Genomic DNA, 16,638 nt, shown 5'->3' with positions numbered 1-16,638 from the left:
TTCCGTCACCCGATTGATATTTCCTCTTGCCAGCCCAGCCCCGCCCCGGCTTGATGAAACCATAAGCAAAGGGGCAAACCGCCGGCCCTACGCCGCATCGGGCCGGCAGGCACAGGAGTGACGATCTGGCCCCGCCACAGGGAGTATCGCGGCGGATAACCGAATGACCGGCATCAGTTTCTGGCTGAACGGAAGCGAGACCCATATCCCGGCCGGCGAAAGCCCGACCCGAACCCTGCTGGACTGGCTGCGCGAGGTGCGCGGGCTGAAAGGCACCAAAGAGGGCTGCAATGAGGGTGATTGCGGCGCCTGCACGGTGATCCTGCGCGATAAAACCGGCGCCCGTGCGGTCAATTCCTGCATCCTCTTCCTGCCGCAGCTCGACGGCAGGGCGATCCGCACCGTCGAAGGCATCACCAGTCCGAATGGCCAGATGCACCCCGTCCAGCAGGCCATGATCAGCCATCACGGCAGCCAATGCGGCTTTTGCACCCCGGGCTTCATCGCCTCGATGACCGCCGCCCATCTGAACGGCGACACCGCCCATGACGACACGCTTGCCGGCAATCTCTGCCGCTGCACCGGCTATGCCCCGATCATCCGTGCAGCCATGGCCGCTGAATCCGCGCCCATCCCCGACTGGCTCGAAAAAGATGTCGATTTCATCTGTCCGAAAATATCCTCGGGGGGTGAGGCCGAAGGCCGAGGGGGGCAGACAGCCCCCCTGCGCCCGCGAAACACCGATGCGCTCGCCGCGCTTTACGCCGCCACCCCCGAGGCCACTCTGATCGCGGGCGCCACCGATATCGGGCTCTGGGTCACCAAACAGCTGCGCGCACTGAACCCGGTGATCTTCCTAAACGGCATCCCGGACCTGCAGGAGATCACCGAAAGCGAAACCGGCCTCCGGCTCGGCGCCATGGTCACCATCGCCCGGCTGCGCGAGGCGGTGCAGCACAGCCACCCGGCCCTCGCGGAACTCTTGCGCCGCTTTGCTTCGGCCCAGATCCGCAATACGGCGACGATCGGCGGCAATATCGCCAATGGCTCCCCGATCGGAGACAGCCCGCCCGCGCTGATTGCCGCCGGCGCCACCCTGCATCTGCGGCGCGGCGCGGAAAGGCGCGCCCTGCCGCTGGAGGATTTCTTCCTCGATTACCGCAAACAGGACCGCCGCCCCGGCGAATTTGTCGAGGCAATCACCCTTCCTCCGGCGCCCGATCTCAGCTGTTACAAGCTCTCGAAACGCTTCGATCAGGATATTTCCGCGCTTTGTGGCTGTTTCAACATCACGGTGACCGATGGCCGTATCACTGCCGCCCGCATCGCCTTTGGCGGCATGGCCGGTATCCCGAAACGCGCCCCCGCCACCGAAGCCGCTCTGACCGGCAGCCTCTGGAGCGAGGCCACGATCCGCGTTGCGATGGGCGCCCTCGCAAAGGATTACCAGCCGCTTTCCGATATGCGGGCCTCGGCCACCTACCGCCTGAGCGCCGCACAGAACCTTTTGCTGCGCTGTTTTTATGAGCGCGCCGGCCTGGAAACCTCGGTCCTGAGGGTGGCACCATGAGCATCGGCAAACCTCTTCCCCATGATTCCGCGCCTTTGCATGTCGCGGGAACCGCGCGTTACCTCGATGATATTCCGTTGCCCCAGGGCGCGCTGCATCTGGCCTTTGGTCTTGCCACCATCACGCGCGGGCGGGTTGACCGGATCGACCTTGCCCCGGTGCTGGCGGCGCCGGGCGTGGTGCGGGTGATCACCGCCGAAGACCTGGTGACCGAGTTCGGCGCGGTGCCGGATTGCTCCCCCTCGACCCATGACGAGCCGCTCCTCAGCCCCGATGCCATCCATTTCCACGGCCAGCCCTTGTTCATCCTGGTGGCTGAAAGCCATCTGGACGCGCGGCGCGCGGCGCGGCTGGCGCGGATCGACTACCGGGAAGAGGCACCGATCCTGACCATTGAGGAGGCGCTTGCCGCCGGCAGCCGGTTCGAGCAGGGGCCGGTGATCTGGGCCCGGGGTGATGCGGCGGCCGCGATCGCAACCGCTCCGCACCGGATCGGAGGGCGCTTTCCCGTCGGCGGGCAGGAGCATTTCTACCTCGAAGGCCAGATCGCGGCGGCGCTGCCGCAGGAGGACGGGATGCATATCCTGTCATCGACCCAGCATCCAAGCGAGATTCAGCACAAGGTCGCCCATGCGCTGCATCTGCCAATGGCCGCGGTCCGGGTCGAGACGCGGCGCATGGGGGGTGGTTTCGGTGGCAAGGAAAGCCAGGGCAATGCGCTGGCCATCGCCTGCGCGGTGGCGGCGCGGCTGACCGGTCGCGCCTGCAAAATGCGCTATGACCGCGACGATGATATGGTGATCACCGGCAAGCGCCATGATCTGGAGATCCGCTACGAGGCCGGGTTTGATGATCAGGGTCGTGTGCTGGGGCTGGCTTTCACCCATCTCTTCCGCTGCGGCTGGAGCCAGGATCTGTCCTTGCCGGTCGCCGACCGCGCCATGCTGCACGCGGATAACTGCTACTTTCTGCCGGCGATCCGTATCGAGAGCCACCGGCTGAGGACCAATACCGCCTCGGCCACGGCATTCCGGGGCTTTGGCGGGCCGCAGGGCATGATCGGTATCGAACGGGTGATGGATCATGTGGCTTTTGCCCTTGGTCGCGAGCCGCTGGAGGTGCGGCGGGCGAATTTCTATGAGGCTGCGGCGGAGCCGGGGGGCCAGCCCCCCGGAGCCCCCCGGAGTATTTCCGTCAAGAGGAAGAGGACAGTTCAGAAGACGCCCTATCACATGCCGGTGGAGGATTTTGTCGGGCATGAGCTGGTGGCGCGGCTGGCGGAGAGCGCGGGCTATCTGGCACGCAAGGCAGAGATTACGGCCTGGAATGCGGGTTCAAAGGTGTTGAAACGCGGGATTGCGCTGGTGCCGGTGAAGTTCGGGATTTCCTTCACGCTGACCTGGCTCAACCAGGCGGGGGCGCTGGTGCATCTTTATCAGGATGGCTCGGTCCATCTGAACCATGGCGGTACCGAGATGGGCCAGGGGCTGAATCAAAAGGTCGCCCAGGTGGTGGCGGAGGTGTTCGGGCTGGAGGCAGAGGGTATCCGCATCACCGCCACCGATACCGCGAAAGTGCCGAATACTTCGGCGACGGCGGCCTCGTCGGGCTCGGATCTGAATGGCATGGCCGCGCGCGAGGCGGCTTTGGTGATCCGGGGGCGGCTGGCGGCGTTTCTGGCCGAAAAGCACCAGGTCGCGCCCGGTTCTGTGCGGTTTGAGGGCGGGCTGGTACGGGTGGCGGGCGAGGAATACCCCTTTGCCCGCGTTGCCGCCTGGGCCTACCAGGCGCGCATTTCGCTGTCTTCAACCGGCTATTATGCCACGCCGAAGATCACCTGGGACCGCGTGAAGGGCGAAGGGCGGCCGTTTTTGTATTTTGCCTATGGCGCGGCGGTGAGCGAGGTGGTGATCGACAGCCTGACCGGCGAGAACCGCATCCTGCGCGCGGATATCCTGCATGATACGGGGTCTCCGCTGAATCCGGCGATTGATATCGGCCAGATCGAGGGCGCCTATGTCCAGGGGGCCGGCTGGCTGACCACCGAAGAGCTGGTCTGGGACCGACAGGGCCGACTGATGACCCATGCGCCCTCGACCTACAAGATCCCCGCCTGTTCCGACCGGCCGCGCATTTTCAACGTTGAGCTGTGGAACCGGCCCAATCCCGAGGCGACGGTGGGGCGGTCCAAGGCGGTGGGTGAGCCGCCCTTCATGCTGGGGATCTCGGTCTTTACGGCGCTTTCCGAGGCGGTGGCGGCCTGCGGCGCTGGCCGGATCTGGCCAGACCTGGTGGCGCCCGCGACGCCCGAGGCGGTGCTGGCAGCGGTGGAAAGGGTCAGGCGCGATGTTTGACCGGGTCGCATTGCGCCAGGCCATTGCGGGCCATGGGCCGGTCGTGCGGGTGGTGATCGCCGGGCATCAGGGATCTTCGCCGCGCGAGGATGGGGCTTCGATGCTGGTCTGGGGCAGCGGCCAGGCCGGCACCATCGGCGGCGGCGCGCTGGAATTCCTGGCGGTGGGTGAGGCGCGGCGGATGCTGGCCCGGAGTGAGACCGGCAGCCTCACGCGCCATGCGCTTGGGCCCGGGCTGGGGCAATGCTGCGGCGGCGTGGTCGATCTGGTCAGCGAGATCTGGGATCTGCCGCGCCTTGAGGCGATCACCGGCAGCGTGATTGCCCGCCCGGTTGTGGCGTCTGCGCGCGAGGCCGGGGCGGCTGCAATGCCCTTTGTGATCCGCCGCGCCCTTGCCCGGGCGCGCAAGGGTCAGGCCTGGCAGGGTGGCCCGCTGCTTTCCGCCGGCTGGCTGGCGGAACCGCTGGCGGACCGGCCCTGCCCGCTCTGGATCTGGGGGGCGGGCCATGTCGGGCGGGCGCTGGTCTCGGTCTTCGGGCCGCTGCCCGATTTCGCGCTGACCTGGATTGATACCCTGCGCGAGCGCTTCCCCGAGACGCTGCCATCAGAGGTCGATGCGCTCTGGGCCGAAGACCCCGCGGCTCTGGTCCGCCATGCCCCGCCGGATGCGCAGCATCTGATCGTCACCTTCTCGCATGCGCTGGATCTGGACCTGTGCCACCGGCTGCTTTTGCACAAAACGGGGGGAATCGGGCTGATCGGCTCGGTCACGAAAGGGGCACGGTTTCGCAGCCGCCTGGTCGGGCTTGGGCATGAAGCGGCTGAAATTTCGCGCATCACCTCGCCGATTGGTGATATGAACCTGGGCAAGCACCCTCAGGCCATTGCGGTCGGGGTGGCGGTGCAACTATTGAAACGGAAACGGGAATCCGGAACTGCCTCCGGAGCCCGGCGGACGGAAAGGGCGGGGATCGCGGATGACAGCCGGTTCGGATGAGCTTTTGCGGCTGGAGGGCCTGACCAGGGCCTATCCCGGTGTCATCGCCAACAGCGATGTCTCTTTCACCATCCGCGAGGGCGAGATCCATGCGCTGCTGGGCGAGAACGGCGCCGGGAAATCGACGCTGGTAAAAATGATCTACGGGCTGGTGCGGCCGGATCAGGGCCGCATGACCCTGCGCGGCGCCCCCTATGCGCCGGCGCGTCCGGCCGAGGCGCGGCGGCTGGGTGTCGCGATGGTATTCCAGCATTTCAGCCTGTTCGAGGCGCTGAGCGTGGCCGAGAATGTAGCACTCGGGATGGAGAACCCGCCGGCGATGAAGGCGCTTGCGGCGCGTATCCGCGAGGTGTCAGAGGCTTACGGCCTGCCGCTTGATCCCGGCCGCAATATCGGCGACCTTTCCGCGGGTGAGCGGCAGCGGGTGGAGATCATCCGCTGCCTGCTTCAGGATCCGAAACTGCTGATCATGGACGAGCCGACCTCGGTGCTGACGCCGCAGGAGGTGGAGATCCTGTTTAAGACGCTCCGGCAGCTGGCGGCGGCGGGGACCTCTATCCTTTACATCAGCCATAAGCTGGAAGAGATCCGGGCGCTCTGCGACGAGGCGACGATCCTCAGGCGCGGGCGGGTGGTGGCAACCTGCACCCCGCGCGAGCGCTCGGCGCGCGAGATGGCAGAGTTGATGGTGGGCGCCTCGCTGGCGGTGCCAGCGCGGCGACCGCAGACCAGGGGCGAGATCGCGCTGGAGGTCACGGGACTGTCGCTGGCCTCGCCGATCCCCTTTGGCACCGCGCTGAAAGAGGTGGGGTTCAGCCTGCGAAAGGGCGAGGTTCTGGGGATCGCCGGGGTTGCCGGGAATGGCCAGGATGAGCTCTTGCTGGCGCTGTCGGGGGAATTGCCCGCGCCCGCCGGGGCGATCCGGCTTGCAGGCAGGCCGATCGGCGGGCTTGGCCCGGCAGGGCGGCGGCGGTCGGGGCTGGTGGCTGCGCCCGAAGACCGCTACGGCCATGCGGCGGCGCCGGATATGAGCCTTGTGGACAATGCCTGGCTGACGGCTTCGATCCGGATGGGGCTGGCCGATCGCGGCTTTATCCGCAGGGCGAAGACGCGGGAATTCACCGAAGAGGTGATCCGCGATTATGACGTGCGCACGCCGGGGCCCGATGTGGCGGCGCGGGCGCTGTCAGGGGGGAACCTGCAGAAATTCCTGATGGGGCGAGAGCTGAAACAGGGCGCCGATGTGATCGTGATCAACCAGCCGACATGGGGGGTGGACGCGGCGGCGGCCAGCGCGATCCGGCAAAAGATCCTTGACTGCGCGGGCCAGGGGGCGGCGGTGGTGGTGATCAGCCAGGATCTCGACGAGCTGATGGAAATCGCCGACACATTTGCGGTGCTGAACCTCGGGCGCCTCTCGGCACCGCGCCCGGTCGAAGGGCTGAGCACGGAAGAGATCGGTCTGATGATGGGCGGCGCCCATGGGATGGAGGAGGCGCATCATGCGGGCTGAGGCGCGAAGGCCAGCCAGGGGGACGATTTCTTCAAAGAAATCGGACCAATTCCTTGCAAGGAATTGGACGGTGCGGCTGGCGGACGGGGGCGCCCTATGCTGAGTCTGGAAAGACGCGCCAATCCCTCGCAATTCTGGCTCTGGTTCACGCCGGTGCTGGCGGTCATCCTGACCATGGTGGCGGGCGGGTTGCTGTTCGCGCTGCTCGGCTCGAACCCGTTCACGGTGATCCGCACGATCTTCTGGGATCCGCTGGCGGGCACCAATGCCTCATATTTCCGCGCCCAGCTTTTCATCAAGGCAGCCCCCCTGATCCTGATCGCGGTCGGCCTTGCCATGGGGTTCCGGGCCGGCATCTGGAATATCGGCGCCGAGGGCCAGTATATCATGGGCGCCATCATCGGCGCCTCGGTCGGGCTGGCCTTTTTCCCCACAGAGAACCGGCTGATCTTTCCCCTGATGGTGGCAGCCGGCGCTTTCGGAGGCTGGGCCTGGGCGATGATCCCGGCCATTCTGAAGACCAAATTCAACACCAATGAGATTCTCGTATCGCTCATGCTGGTCTATGTCGCCCAGGCGATCCTTGCGAAAGCCTCGTTCAGCTTTCTCAGGAACCCCGACGGCATGGGCTTTCCCGGCAGCCGCAATTTCTCGACCTATCCGGCGGCGCGCAATCTCGACCTGATCGAGCGGTCGGGCTTTCACTGGGGCGCGGTCGCGGCGCTTGGCGTGGCGGTGGCGGCCTATGTGCTGCTGACCCGGCACGGCATCGGCTTTCGCATCCGCCTTGCCGGTCAGGCACCGCGCGCCGCGCGTTTTCACGGGGTCAGCCCCACAAGGCTGGTGATCTTCTGCCTTGGCTTTGCCGGCGCCCTGGCCGGGCTTGCCGGGATATTCGAGGCCAGCGGTCCCTCGGGCCAGATCACCGAGAATTTCGCCACCGGCTACGGGTTTACCGCGATCATCGTGGCCTTTCTTGGCCGGCTGAATCCGCTTGGCATCATCTTTGCCGGTCTGCTGATGGCACTGACCTATGTGGGCGGCAGCCTGGCAGAATCGCGTCTGAACCTGCCTGCCGCCTCGATCCAGGTCTTTCAGGGGATGTTGCTCTTCTTCCTGCTGGGCGTTGATATGCTGACGAATTACCGCATCCGCTATGGCGCGGCGCGGGTGAAAGGGGCAGGCGCATGATCGTCGGCGGTCTTGATATTGCGATCCTGCTGGCGTCCCTCATGGTCGGCGCAGTGCCGATCCTGCTCGCAGCCCTTGGCGAGACGGTGGTGGAGCGCTCGGGCGTCCTCAACCTCGGCGTCGAGGGGATGATGATCATCGGCGCGGTTACCGGCTTTATCGCGGCGGTAACGCTGGAGAATGCGGTGGCGGGCTTTATCGCGGGCGCGCTCTGTGGCGCGGCGTTTTCGCTGATCTTCGCGGCCCTCACCCAGGTGTTTCAGGCCAACCAGGTCGCCACCGGTCTCGCGCTGACGCTGTTCGGGATCGGGGTCTCCTCGCTGGCCGGTCAGGGCTATAACGGCATCAAGCCTCCGGTGACCGGCGCCGTGCCGCTGGGCCTCCTGCGCGATATTCCCTTTCTCGGGCCGATGCTTTTTCGCCATGACTGGGTGGTGTATTTCTCACTTTTCATGGTTTTTGCCACCTGGTTTGTGCTGAACCGCACCCGCGCCGGGCTGATCATCCGCGCGGTCGGTGAAAACCACGAGGCCGCCCATGCGCTTGGCTATAAGGTCAACCGGATCCGGCTCTTGTGCATCCTGTTCGGCGGCGCCATGGCCGGGATGGGCGGCGCCTATGTCAGCCTGGTGCGCGTGCCGCAATGGACCGACAATATGACCAATGGCGTGGGCTGGATCGCGTTGGCCATCGTGGTCTTCGCCTCCTGGCGGCCCGGTCGTGTGCTGTTCGGGGCCTGGCTTTTCGGCGGGCTGATGGTGCTGGGGCCAAACCTCCAGGCTGCCGGCTACGCCATCCCGGTCGAATATCTTTCGATGGCGCCCTACGTCATCACCATTATCGTGCTTGTCATCATGTCCTCGGGACGCGGGCGCAGTCTTGGCGCGCCGGCCTCGCTGGGGCAGAATTTTCACGCCTCTCGCTGAGGCAGCATAAGCCGGGGCCTGCTGCCCCGGTCTGATAGGGGAGACTAACCATGCAACGCAGAAACCTGCTGGCCACCGCCGCATTCGGGCTTGGCCTTGCGCTGAGCGGCGGCTCTGCCATGGCCCAGGGCCTGGAAAAGGTGAAGGCCTGCTTCATCTATGTCGGCCCGATCGGCGATGGCGGCTGGACCTATCAGCACCATCAGGGCGCGCTGGCGCTGACCGAAGCTTACGGCGACAAGGTCGAGATCGCCTGGCAGGAATCGGTCCCCGAGGGTGCCGATGCCGAACGCGCCATCACCCAGTTTGCGCTGGATGGCTGCAATATCATCTTCACCACCTCGTTTGGCTTCATGGATGCGACCAATGCCGTCGCCGCCCAGTTCCCGGATATCAAATTCGAACATGCCACCGGGTTTAAGCGGGACCAGCCGAATGTCTCGACCTATGACGCGCGCTTCTACGAGGGCCGCGCCGTGATGGGCACCATCGCGGGCCATATGACCAAATCGAACAAGATCGGCTATATCGGCTCTTACCCGATCCCCGAAGTGATCCAGGGCATCAACGCCTCGTTCATCCATGCCAAAAAGGTGAACCCGGATGTCACCATGTCGGTGGTCTGGGCCTATACCTGGTTCGACCCGGCGAAAGAGGCCGATGCCGCCAAGGCGCTGATCGACCAGGGCGTCGACGTGATCCTGCAACATACCGATTCCACCGCACCGCTGGCCGAAGCGCAAAAGGTCGAGGGCGTGATCGGCTTCGGTCAGGCCTCGGATATGGCCGCCTATAAGCCCAGCCCGCGCGTCTCGGCAATCATCGACAACTGGGCGCCCTATTACGTCAAACGCGTCGGCGCGCTGCTTGATGGCACCTATGAGCAATCGGCGGCCTGGGAAGGCATTGCAGGCGGCGAAGTGGAAATCGGCGAGATCACCGATGCGGTTCCCGCAGATGTGAAAGCTGCCGCCGAAAAGATGCGCGACGATATCGCCGCCGGCACTTACCACCCCTTCACCGGCCCGCTGAACAAGCAGGACGGCTCGGCCTGGCTGGCCGAGGGCGAAGTGGCCGATGACGGCGCGCTGGCCACGATGAACTTCTATGTCGAAGGCATCACCGGCGAGATTCCGAAATAAGCCGATATGCTTCGTGAAAGGCCCGCCCCCCGGCGGGCCTTTTGCTGATGCGCCCCCGCTCAAAGCTTGACTTCACCCCGCGACCCGCGTTTTACCGAGGCCGAACAAACACACCTCGGAAAGGGGAACGATGATGCACGCCTATCGCAGCCATACCTGTGCGGGCCTGAACAATGCCAATGTCGGCGAGACGGTGCGTCTCTCGGGCTGGGTCCATCGGGTGCGGGATCATGGCGGCGTGCTGTTCATCGACCTGCGCGACCATTACGGCATCACCCAGGTGCTGGCCGACAGCGACAGTGCCGCCTTTGCTGATCTGGAAAAGGTGCGCTCGGAATGGGTGATCCGGATTGATGGCCGGGTGAAGGCGCGTGATGCAAGCCTTGTGAACCCGAAGATCCCGACCGGCGAGATCGAAGTCTATGCCACCGGTATCGAGGTGCTTGGCCCGGTTGACGGCGACCTGCCGCTGCCGGTCTTTGGCGAATCTGAATATCCCGAGGAAACCCGTCTCACCTATCGTTTCCTCGATCTGCGTCGCGACACGATGCACAAGAACATGATCCTGCGCTCGAACGTGGTGCGCTGGCTCCGGAATGCGATGTGGGATCAGGGCTTCAACGAATTCCAGACCCCGATCATCACAGCGTCTTCGCCCGAGGGCGCGCGCGACTTCCTGGTGCCGTCGCGTCTGCATCCGGGTAAATTCTATGCGCTCCCGCAGGCACCGCAGCAGTTCAAACAGCTGATCCAGGTTGCCGGGTTTGATCGCTACTTCCAGATCGCGCCCTGTTTCCGCGATGAAGACCCGCGCGCCGACCGCTCGCCCACCGATTTCTACCAGCTCGATATCGAGATGTCTTTCGTCACCCAGGAAGACGTTTTCGCCACCGTGCAGCCGGTGCTGCAGGGCCTGTTCGAGGAATTCGGCGGCGGCCGCAAGGTCTATAGCGACTGGCCGCTGATCTCGTACCGCGACTCGCTGAAATTGTATGGCTCGGACAAGCCCGACCTTCGCAACCCGATCAAAATGGTCGATGTGTCTGATCATTTCCGGGGTTCGGGCTTTGCAATCTTCGCGAACCTGCTGGAAAACGAGGGCACCGAGATCCGCGCCATTCCCGCGCCGACCGGCGGCTCGCGCAAATTCGCCGACCGCATGAACGCCTTCGCGCAGAAAGAGGGCCTGCCGGGGATGGGTTATATCTTCTGGCGCAAGGCCGAAGATGGCTCGACCGAGGCTGCCGGCCCGATCGCCAAGGCCATCGGCGCAGAGCGTACCGAGGCGATCCGAACCTCGCTGGGTCTGGACGTTGGCGACGCCGTCTTCTTCCTCGGCGGCAAGCCCGATGTGTTCGAATCCGTTGCAGGCCGCGCCCGCAACGAGATCGGCCGTGAGCTGAAACTGACCGAAGAAAACAGCTTCCGCTTCGCCTGGATCGTCGATTTTCCGATGTATGAGAAGACCGATGAGGGCAAGATCGACTTCTCGCACAACCCCTTCTCGATGCCGCAAGGCGGGCTTGAGGCGCTGTCGGGCGATCCGCTGAACGTCTATGCTTATCAATATGATCTGGCCTGCAACGGCTATGAGATCATCTCGGGCGGCATCCGCAACCATAAGCCTGAGATCATGTATAAGGCGTTTGAGCTGGCGGGCTATCCGAACTCGGAAGTCGACAAGCGCTTCGGCGGCATGGTCAAGGCGTTCAAATATGGCGCGCCGCCCCATGGTGGCTGTGCGGCGGGGATCGACCGGCTGGTGATGCTGCTGGCGGATACCACCAATATCCGCGAGGTCATCATGTTCCCGATGAACCAGCGCGCCGAGGATCTGCTGATGAACGCACCATCGGAGCCCAGCAACGAACAGCTGCGCGAGCTCAGGCTCCGGGTGATCCCCAAGGACGCATGATGTATCAGGCAACGGTCCCCGTCTTTCGCCATACCCTTTCGCGGATCGCGGATATGGTGGCGCTGGCGGGGCCGGATGCGCTGGATCAGCCCTTTCAGGACATGACGGCCCGTCAGCGGTTTTCCATCGCGGCGGGCCTTTCCATTGAAATAACCTGCCCGCTGGCCGGGCGCGAGCTGCCGGATCTGCCGGCGGCGCTCGGGCCACGCCTCGCGGTGGCGCGGGCGCTGCTGGGCGGGATGAAACCGGCCGAATTCGACCCCGATCCCGGACGGATGATCCGGAGGGAGATCGACAATATCCCTGTCGCTCTGCCGGCGGTGGAATTTCTGCATCTCTTTGGGATGCCGTTGTTTTTCTTCCAGACCGCGCTTGGCTATGCCGGGCTGCGGGCGGCGGGCGTGGCGTTGAGCGAGACGGATTTCGACGGCTTCGCCCGCCCCCCGGCCCGTCCCCCGATCTGAGACCAGTTGCCTTCCGGCAGTCGATCCAGATCCTGTGACCGCTTGCCCGCCACCCGGGCCGCGCCTAGCCTCGGGAGGAGTGGCCCAAGGGGGAGACCGGCATGTACAGCGACCAGAATAAGACCGCCCCTCTCTGGGGCGAAGCCCTGCCCGGCTGGACCCCGCCGCCCATGCCCGCCGGCCTCGCGCCAGAGGGGCGGCTCGTGCGGCTGGAGCCGCTTTCGGCCTGGCAGCATGCCGCTGAATTGCATGACAGCTTCGCCGGCGATGACCGGCTTTGGGATTATATGGGCTATGGCCCCTTTGCCTCGGCTGCGGATTACCACCGCTGGGCGGAGGCGGCCCAGGGCAGCACGGATCCGTATTACCTCGTGCTGCGGGATCTGGAGACCGGGCGGGCGGGCGGTATCGCATCCTTTCTGCGGATCGCCCCCGAAAGCGGTGTGGTCGAGGTCGGCCATATCTGCATCTCGCCCGCATTGCAGCGTGGGCCTGTGGTGACCGAGGCGATGCATCTGATGATGGGCTGGGCCTTTCGCGCCGGCTATCGCCGCTATGAATGGAAATGCAATGCGCTGAACCTGCCCTCGCGCCGGGCGGCGCAGCGGCTGGGATTCGGGTTCGAAGGGGTGTTCCGCCAGCATATGATCGTGAAGGGTCACAGCCGCGATACGGCCTGGTTTTCGGTGATCGACAAGGAATGGCCGGCTTTGTCGGCGACGCATGAGGCCTGGCTGGATCCGGCCAATTTCGATGCCGCGGGCCGGCAGGTGACGCGGCTGTCGGATCTGACGCGCCCCCTTCTCGCAGCCCGCGACCCGGCTTTGGCCTGAGGCAGGCCCGGGGCGGTATTGCGGAGAATTTTTGGCTGCCGGGGCATGCCCAGCCAGGCTGAACACCCGGAAAGCCAGCGGCCTGCAGGGCTGGCTCGACGGAGAAAGTCACCACCCATCAGCGTGTTAGCGCAGAACGGCAGCCCGTCTGTCGCGACGGGGCCTATGGCCGAAGCTGTCATCTGATCGCATATCAGACTACAAGACCTTTCTGCCTGGTGAGCGAGGAAGCAGTGTCATCTGAGCGGTCGGTATGGGCTGCCGCGTGGTGGGGCTATGCCGTTATGCGCCCTGACCCTTTGCCCTCCCTGCCCGCGCGGTTTCGCGGGGTGAGCGGTTGCGGTGCGCGGGGGGCCCGATATCGATGTCCCGGGACATGCTTATCCGGACAGCGATCAGGTCCTGACCGCAGCGCCGGATCAGGCATGACCTGCCCGCCTTGCAGCATCGCCCCGGGTGGTGTCGGGCGAGGAGAAGGGCGGCATATGGCGGATTTTCTCGCTGATAATTGCGCGGATCGGGTTGATGTCACCGTTGCGGCTGATGACATCGGCTGCCGATTTCAACGCCTCATCGCCGGTCTGGAGCGCAAGGCCGGCGAGAAAGCCGCGCAGCCAGTCGCGCGTGGCCTGAGCCGTGGGAGCGGCTTTCAACGCCGCCTCGGCAAGCCGCAGATCATCGCGCAGCGCCAGGGCATCGGGTGTCACCGCACCGCCGCCGGGGTTGCCGCGCAGATGCCGGTCGCACAGATGCGCGAGAATCGCCGCCTGGAACCCTGCCAGATCCGGCAGCGGCTTGCCCAGAAACCCCACAGCCCCGGCCCGCAACGCCCGCGTCATACCGTCGCTGTCGGCGCTGGTTCCCAGCACCACCGGCCCGCCCGTCCGGCTCAGCCCGCTGATCAGATCCTCCCCCCGCCCATCGGGCAGACCGAGATCGACGATCACCAGATCGGGCCGGTAGAGCGCCAGATGCGCCGCCGCCACGGCAAGGCTTTCCGCCCGTCTGAGCCGCGCGCCCGAACGCTGGCACATCAGCCTGAGCGCCTCACTCGCATAGCGGCTGTCCTCCACCGCCAGCACGGTCAGACCGCGCAAGGGCAAGGAGGACATCGCCGCCGGCAACAGCCCCGGCAGCAGAACCGGATTTGGGACCGTAACGGCGGGCGGGAAACCGGAGGGGGAACTGGGCATCGGCCTTTCCTTTCGCGGCAGAGGCGGGGGGCGGGACGGGGATGATTCTCGGCCACCAGACTGGCAGGATCCGGGTGAATCCCGCGTTAACGGGGGCGCCGCTTATACCCCTGCCCTCTTGCCCGGGCCTTCTGCTGCGCGCATAAGTCGTCTCAGCCCGCCCCCGGACCGCCTTGTAGTCGCCCCGGGACCCGGATCACAGTACAGGAGAAGCCGATGATCGGACGTCTGAACCATGTCGCCATTGCCGTCCCCGATCTGGAGGCCGCCGCGCGCCAGTATCGCGACACGCTGGGCGCGAAAGTCGGCGCCCCGCAGGATGAGCCCGACCATGGCGTGACGGTGATCTTCATCGAACTCCCGAATACCAAGATCGAACTCCTCTACCCGCTGGGCGAGAATTCCCCGATCAATGGTTTTCTGGAAAAGAACCCCTCCGGCGGCATTCACCACATCTGCTATGAGGTCGAGGATATCCTTGCCGCGCGCGACCGGCTGAAGGCACAGGGCGCCCGCGTTCTGGGCAGCGGCGAGCCGAAGATCGGCGCGCATGGCAAGCCTGTCCTCTTCCTGCATCCCAAGGATTTCAACGGCTGTCTGGTGGAGCTGGAACAGGTATGAACCTCACCTCGGGCATTGTTCTCTACGCGATCACCTGGTTCCTGACCTTTTACATCGTGCTGATGCTGCGCACCCGCACCCAGGCCGAGGCGGGAGAGATCGTGCCCGGAACGCCTGCCAGCGCCCCGGCAGAGGAAAATGTCGGCCGCTCGGCCCTGATCGCGACGGGTTTCGCGACGGTGATCTGGGGGGCGATGGCGTCGGTGATCATCTGGGGCGGCATCACCGTCGAAGATCTGGATTTCCGGGGCATCCTGCCGCCGAAAGAGGCGGATACTCCGGCCGCCACGCAGTGATCTGCTCAGCCGGCACGCAGCCGGTGAAAGATATGCGCAAACCAGGCCAGCCCCAGAAAGGGCGCGGCCAGGTTCAGCAGCGGCAGGCTCAGGAACAGCGCGGTCACGATCCCTGCGACCCAGATCCGGCCGCGATGCGCGGCACGCAACTTTGCCAGTGCCCCCGGATCAAGATGGCGGCGCGCTACCAGGGTGAAATATTCCCGTCCCAGCAGCGCACCGTTCACCATGGGCCATAAGAGCAGCGCCGCAGACCCCAGAAGATCGGTCAGAAACACGATCAGCATGATCGTCAGCGCATTGGCCGCAACCAGCAGGCCGGTGAAATTAACCCAGTCCCTGGCCGGCGGTCTGCTCTGGTTCTCTGCGACCATCGACCAGCGCAGATGCTCGATCATGCCAGAGACCGGCCCGGCAGAAAGCGCGCCGAACACCGCCGCAACCGGGGTCATCAGCCCGATGGAGGCAACCAGCAGAAAGGCGATACCATTGATCCCGAAGAGATCTGCCAGGCCCTGATCGCGGCCTTTTTCCGCGCCTTCCCCTGCCAGGATATGGCCATAGATCAGCAGCATAACCGCCAGCGCCGCGACCAGCAGCGCAAGGCTCAGAGCCGCCGAGAGCAGAGCGAGCCGGCGGCAGGGCCGCGCGCGCAGCAATCCGAATGTGTCACGCAGCGCGGCCAGAAGCATGGGCGATGGGGCTCGTTTCGGGGTCATCAGGCGCGGGGTCAGAAGGGGTTCAGGCGGGGCCGAGGCCCCATTGCACCACCCGCGCCGGGTCCGGACGCGGCCGGTCTGGAAATTCATGCGCCGAGGTGCCGATATGGATGATCCCGGCCACGGTCTCACCGTCCTTGCAGCCAAAGGCGCGGGCGCAGAACTCTGCGTCATGCGCCGGCCAGCCGCTCAGCCAGTTCGCCCCCCAGCCCGAGGCGGTCGCCACCATCAGGAGCGACATGCACAAAGCCCCGGCTGACAGCACCTGCTCCTCGACCGGGATCTTGTCCGAGGCTTTGGGCGCGGAAATTACCGCCACTGCAAGATGGCCGCGATCAAACTGCCCGCGCCCCTTATCCAGCTTTTCGGCATCGGCGCCCATTTCCCGGCCGCGGGCCTCTGCCAGATCGGCCAGCCGCGTGAAATCGGCTCTTTCCAGCACGATGAGCCGCCAGGGCTCCAGCTTGCCATGATCCGGCACCCGGAGCGCCAGGTGCAGCATCGCCGCCAGTTCCTCATGCGAGGGCACCGGCGGGCGGAACATCTTTGCCGGCTGCGACAGGCGGGAGGCCAGAAAATCCAGCGCTGCGGTATTCTTATCGGGCATCACAGGCTCCTTTGCAGGGGGATCCGGTCACGCGGCCCCTGCCCCTTTGCGGATCCGGCCGACGATGAAACCGTCAGCCGCGAAAGTCCAGAGCCGGCAGCCAGCCCGGTCACTGTCTGCCCCCCCGGTTTCGCCCCCGCGTGACAAAGACCGCCAGGCATCTCCGCGACAGGGAAGAGGTCAGGTGTCACAGAGCTCCGGCAAGCAGATCACGCCCCGAGGGGCGGTCACGGCTGCCACCCTCTGCGCCGGCTCTGCAACGCTGGCGGATCCTTCCTTGCGAAACGCAAAACGGCC

15 protein-coding genes are annotated in these 16,638 nt (G+C 65.3%); 12 read left to right on the top strand and 3 right to left on the bottom strand.

The window, feature by feature from the left end; all coding sequences use genetic code 11:
* Nucleotides 1-163: 163 nt before the first annotated feature.
* The 10 genes from xdhA to DRF71_RS18860 all read left to right on the top strand — a co-directional run bounded on the left by xdhA (nucleotide 164) and on the right by DRF71_RS18860 (nucleotide 12,905).
* A complete protein-coding gene (xdhA, locus tag DRF71_RS18905; RefSeq protein WP_112312049.1) occupies nucleotides 164-1,570 on the top strand; it encodes a xanthine dehydrogenase small subunit in 1,407 nt (468 codons plus the stop codon).
* Nucleotides 1,567-3,924 (top strand): xanthine dehydrogenase molybdopterin binding subunit, encoded by a 2,358-nt coding sequence (gene xdhB, locus DRF71_RS18900; RefSeq protein ID WP_112312048.1) that lies wholly within the window; start codon nucleotides 1,567-1,569, stop codon nucleotides 3,922-3,924. The genes xdhA and xdhB overlap by 4 nt, the downstream gene beginning before the upstream one ends.
* Entirely contained in the window at nucleotides 3,917-4,921 is a 1,005-nt protein-coding gene (gene xdhC, locus DRF71_RS18895) for a xanthine dehydrogenase accessory protein XdhC (RefSeq protein ID WP_112312047.1), read from the top strand. The genes xdhB and xdhC overlap by 8 nt, the downstream gene beginning before the upstream one ends.
* Nucleotides 4,902-6,434: an ABC transporter ATP-binding protein gene (locus DRF71_RS18890; RefSeq protein ID WP_112312046.1), complete on the top strand. Its 1,533-nt coding sequence runs from the start codon at nucleotides 4,902-4,904 to the stop codon at nucleotides 6,432-6,434. Before xdhC ends, DRF71_RS18890 begins: the two co-directional genes overlap by 20 nt.
* Before the next feature lie 96 nt (nucleotides 6,435-6,530).
* Entirely contained in the window at nucleotides 6,531-7,625 is a 1,095-nt protein-coding gene (locus DRF71_RS18885) for an ABC transporter permease (RefSeq protein ID WP_112312045.1), read from the top strand.
* Nucleotides 7,622-8,551 carry an ABC transporter permease gene (locus DRF71_RS18880; protein WP_112312044.1) on the top strand — a complete coding sequence of 310 codons (930 nt, stop codon included), beginning with the start codon at nucleotides 7,622-7,624 and terminating at the stop codon, nucleotides 8,549-8,551. Before DRF71_RS18885 ends, DRF71_RS18880 begins: the two co-directional genes overlap by 4 nt.
* A gap of 50 nt (nucleotides 8,552-8,601) precedes the next feature.
* Nucleotides 8,602-9,693: a BMP family ABC transporter substrate-binding protein gene (locus DRF71_RS18875; RefSeq protein ID WP_112312043.1), complete on the top strand. Its 1,092-nt coding sequence runs from the start codon at nucleotides 8,602-8,604 to the stop codon at nucleotides 9,691-9,693.
* A 133-nt stretch (nucleotides 9,694-9,826) separates the two neighbouring features.
* Nucleotides 9,827-11,608 (top strand): aspartate--tRNA ligase, encoded by a 1,782-nt coding sequence (gene aspS / locus DRF71_RS18870; RefSeq protein WP_112312174.1) that lies wholly within the window; start codon nucleotides 9,827-9,829, stop codon nucleotides 11,606-11,608.
* Nucleotides 11,608-12,072 (top strand): DUF1993 family protein, encoded by a 465-nt coding sequence (locus DRF71_RS18865; protein ID WP_157971158.1) that lies wholly within the window; start codon nucleotides 11,608-11,610, stop codon nucleotides 12,070-12,072. The genes aspS and DRF71_RS18865 overlap by 1 nt, the downstream gene beginning before the upstream one ends.
* Before the next feature lie 101 nt (nucleotides 12,073-12,173).
* Nucleotides 12,174-12,905, top strand: a complete 732-nt coding sequence (locus DRF71_RS18860; protein WP_112312041.1) for a GNAT family N-acetyltransferase — start codon at nucleotides 12,174-12,176, stop codon at nucleotides 12,903-12,905.
* A gap of 419 nt (nucleotides 12,906-13,324) precedes the next feature.
* Here the strand turns inward: DRF71_RS18860 and DRF71_RS18855 are convergent, their stop codons facing one another.
* Entirely contained in the window at nucleotides 13,325-14,098 is a 774-nt protein-coding gene (locus DRF71_RS18855; RefSeq protein ID WP_232831581.1) for a response regulator, read from the bottom strand.
* 216 nt (nucleotides 14,099-14,314) lie between these two features.
* Between DRF71_RS18855 and mce the strand changes: the two genes are divergently transcribed.
* Together mce and DRF71_RS18845 are read left to right on the top strand one after the other, a co-directional pair.
* The gene (gene mce, locus DRF71_RS18850; protein ID WP_112312039.1) at nucleotides 14,315-14,719 is read left to right on the top strand and encodes a methylmalonyl-CoA epimerase; all 405 of its coding nucleotides are present in this window, start codon (nucleotides 14,315-14,317) and stop codon (nucleotides 14,717-14,719) included.
* On the top strand, nucleotides 14,716-15,015 hold the full coding sequence (locus tag DRF71_RS18845) for a DUF1467 family protein (RefSeq protein ID WP_112312038.1): 300 nt from the start codon (nucleotides 14,716-14,718) through the stop codon (nucleotides 15,013-15,015). Before mce ends, DRF71_RS18845 begins: the two co-directional genes overlap by 4 nt.
* A gap of 5 nt (nucleotides 15,016-15,020) precedes the next feature.
* On the opposite strand, the gene DRF71_RS18840 is transcribed toward DRF71_RS18845, so the two are convergent.
* Nucleotides 15,021-15,734: an EI24 domain-containing protein gene (locus DRF71_RS18840; protein WP_232831580.1), complete on the bottom strand. Its 714-nt coding sequence runs from the start codon at nucleotides 15,732-15,734 to the stop codon at nucleotides 15,021-15,023.
* A 22-nt stretch (nucleotides 15,735-15,756) separates the two neighbouring features.
* Nucleotides 15,757-16,341, bottom strand: coding sequence for a nitroreductase family protein (locus DRF71_RS18835; RefSeq protein ID WP_112312036.1), 585 nt, complete (start codon nucleotides 16,339-16,341; stop codon nucleotides 15,757-15,759).
* Nucleotides 16,342-16,638 lie beyond the last annotated feature (297 nt).

Source organism: Pseudogemmobacter bohemicus (genome assembly GCF_003290025.1).
Lineage (GTDB): Bacteria > Pseudomonadota > Alphaproteobacteria > Rhodobacterales > Rhodobacteraceae > Pseudogemmobacter > Pseudogemmobacter bohemicus.
Note: the sequence above shows the minus strand (reverse complement) of the source record. Positions and strands in the feature narration are given on the sequence as shown.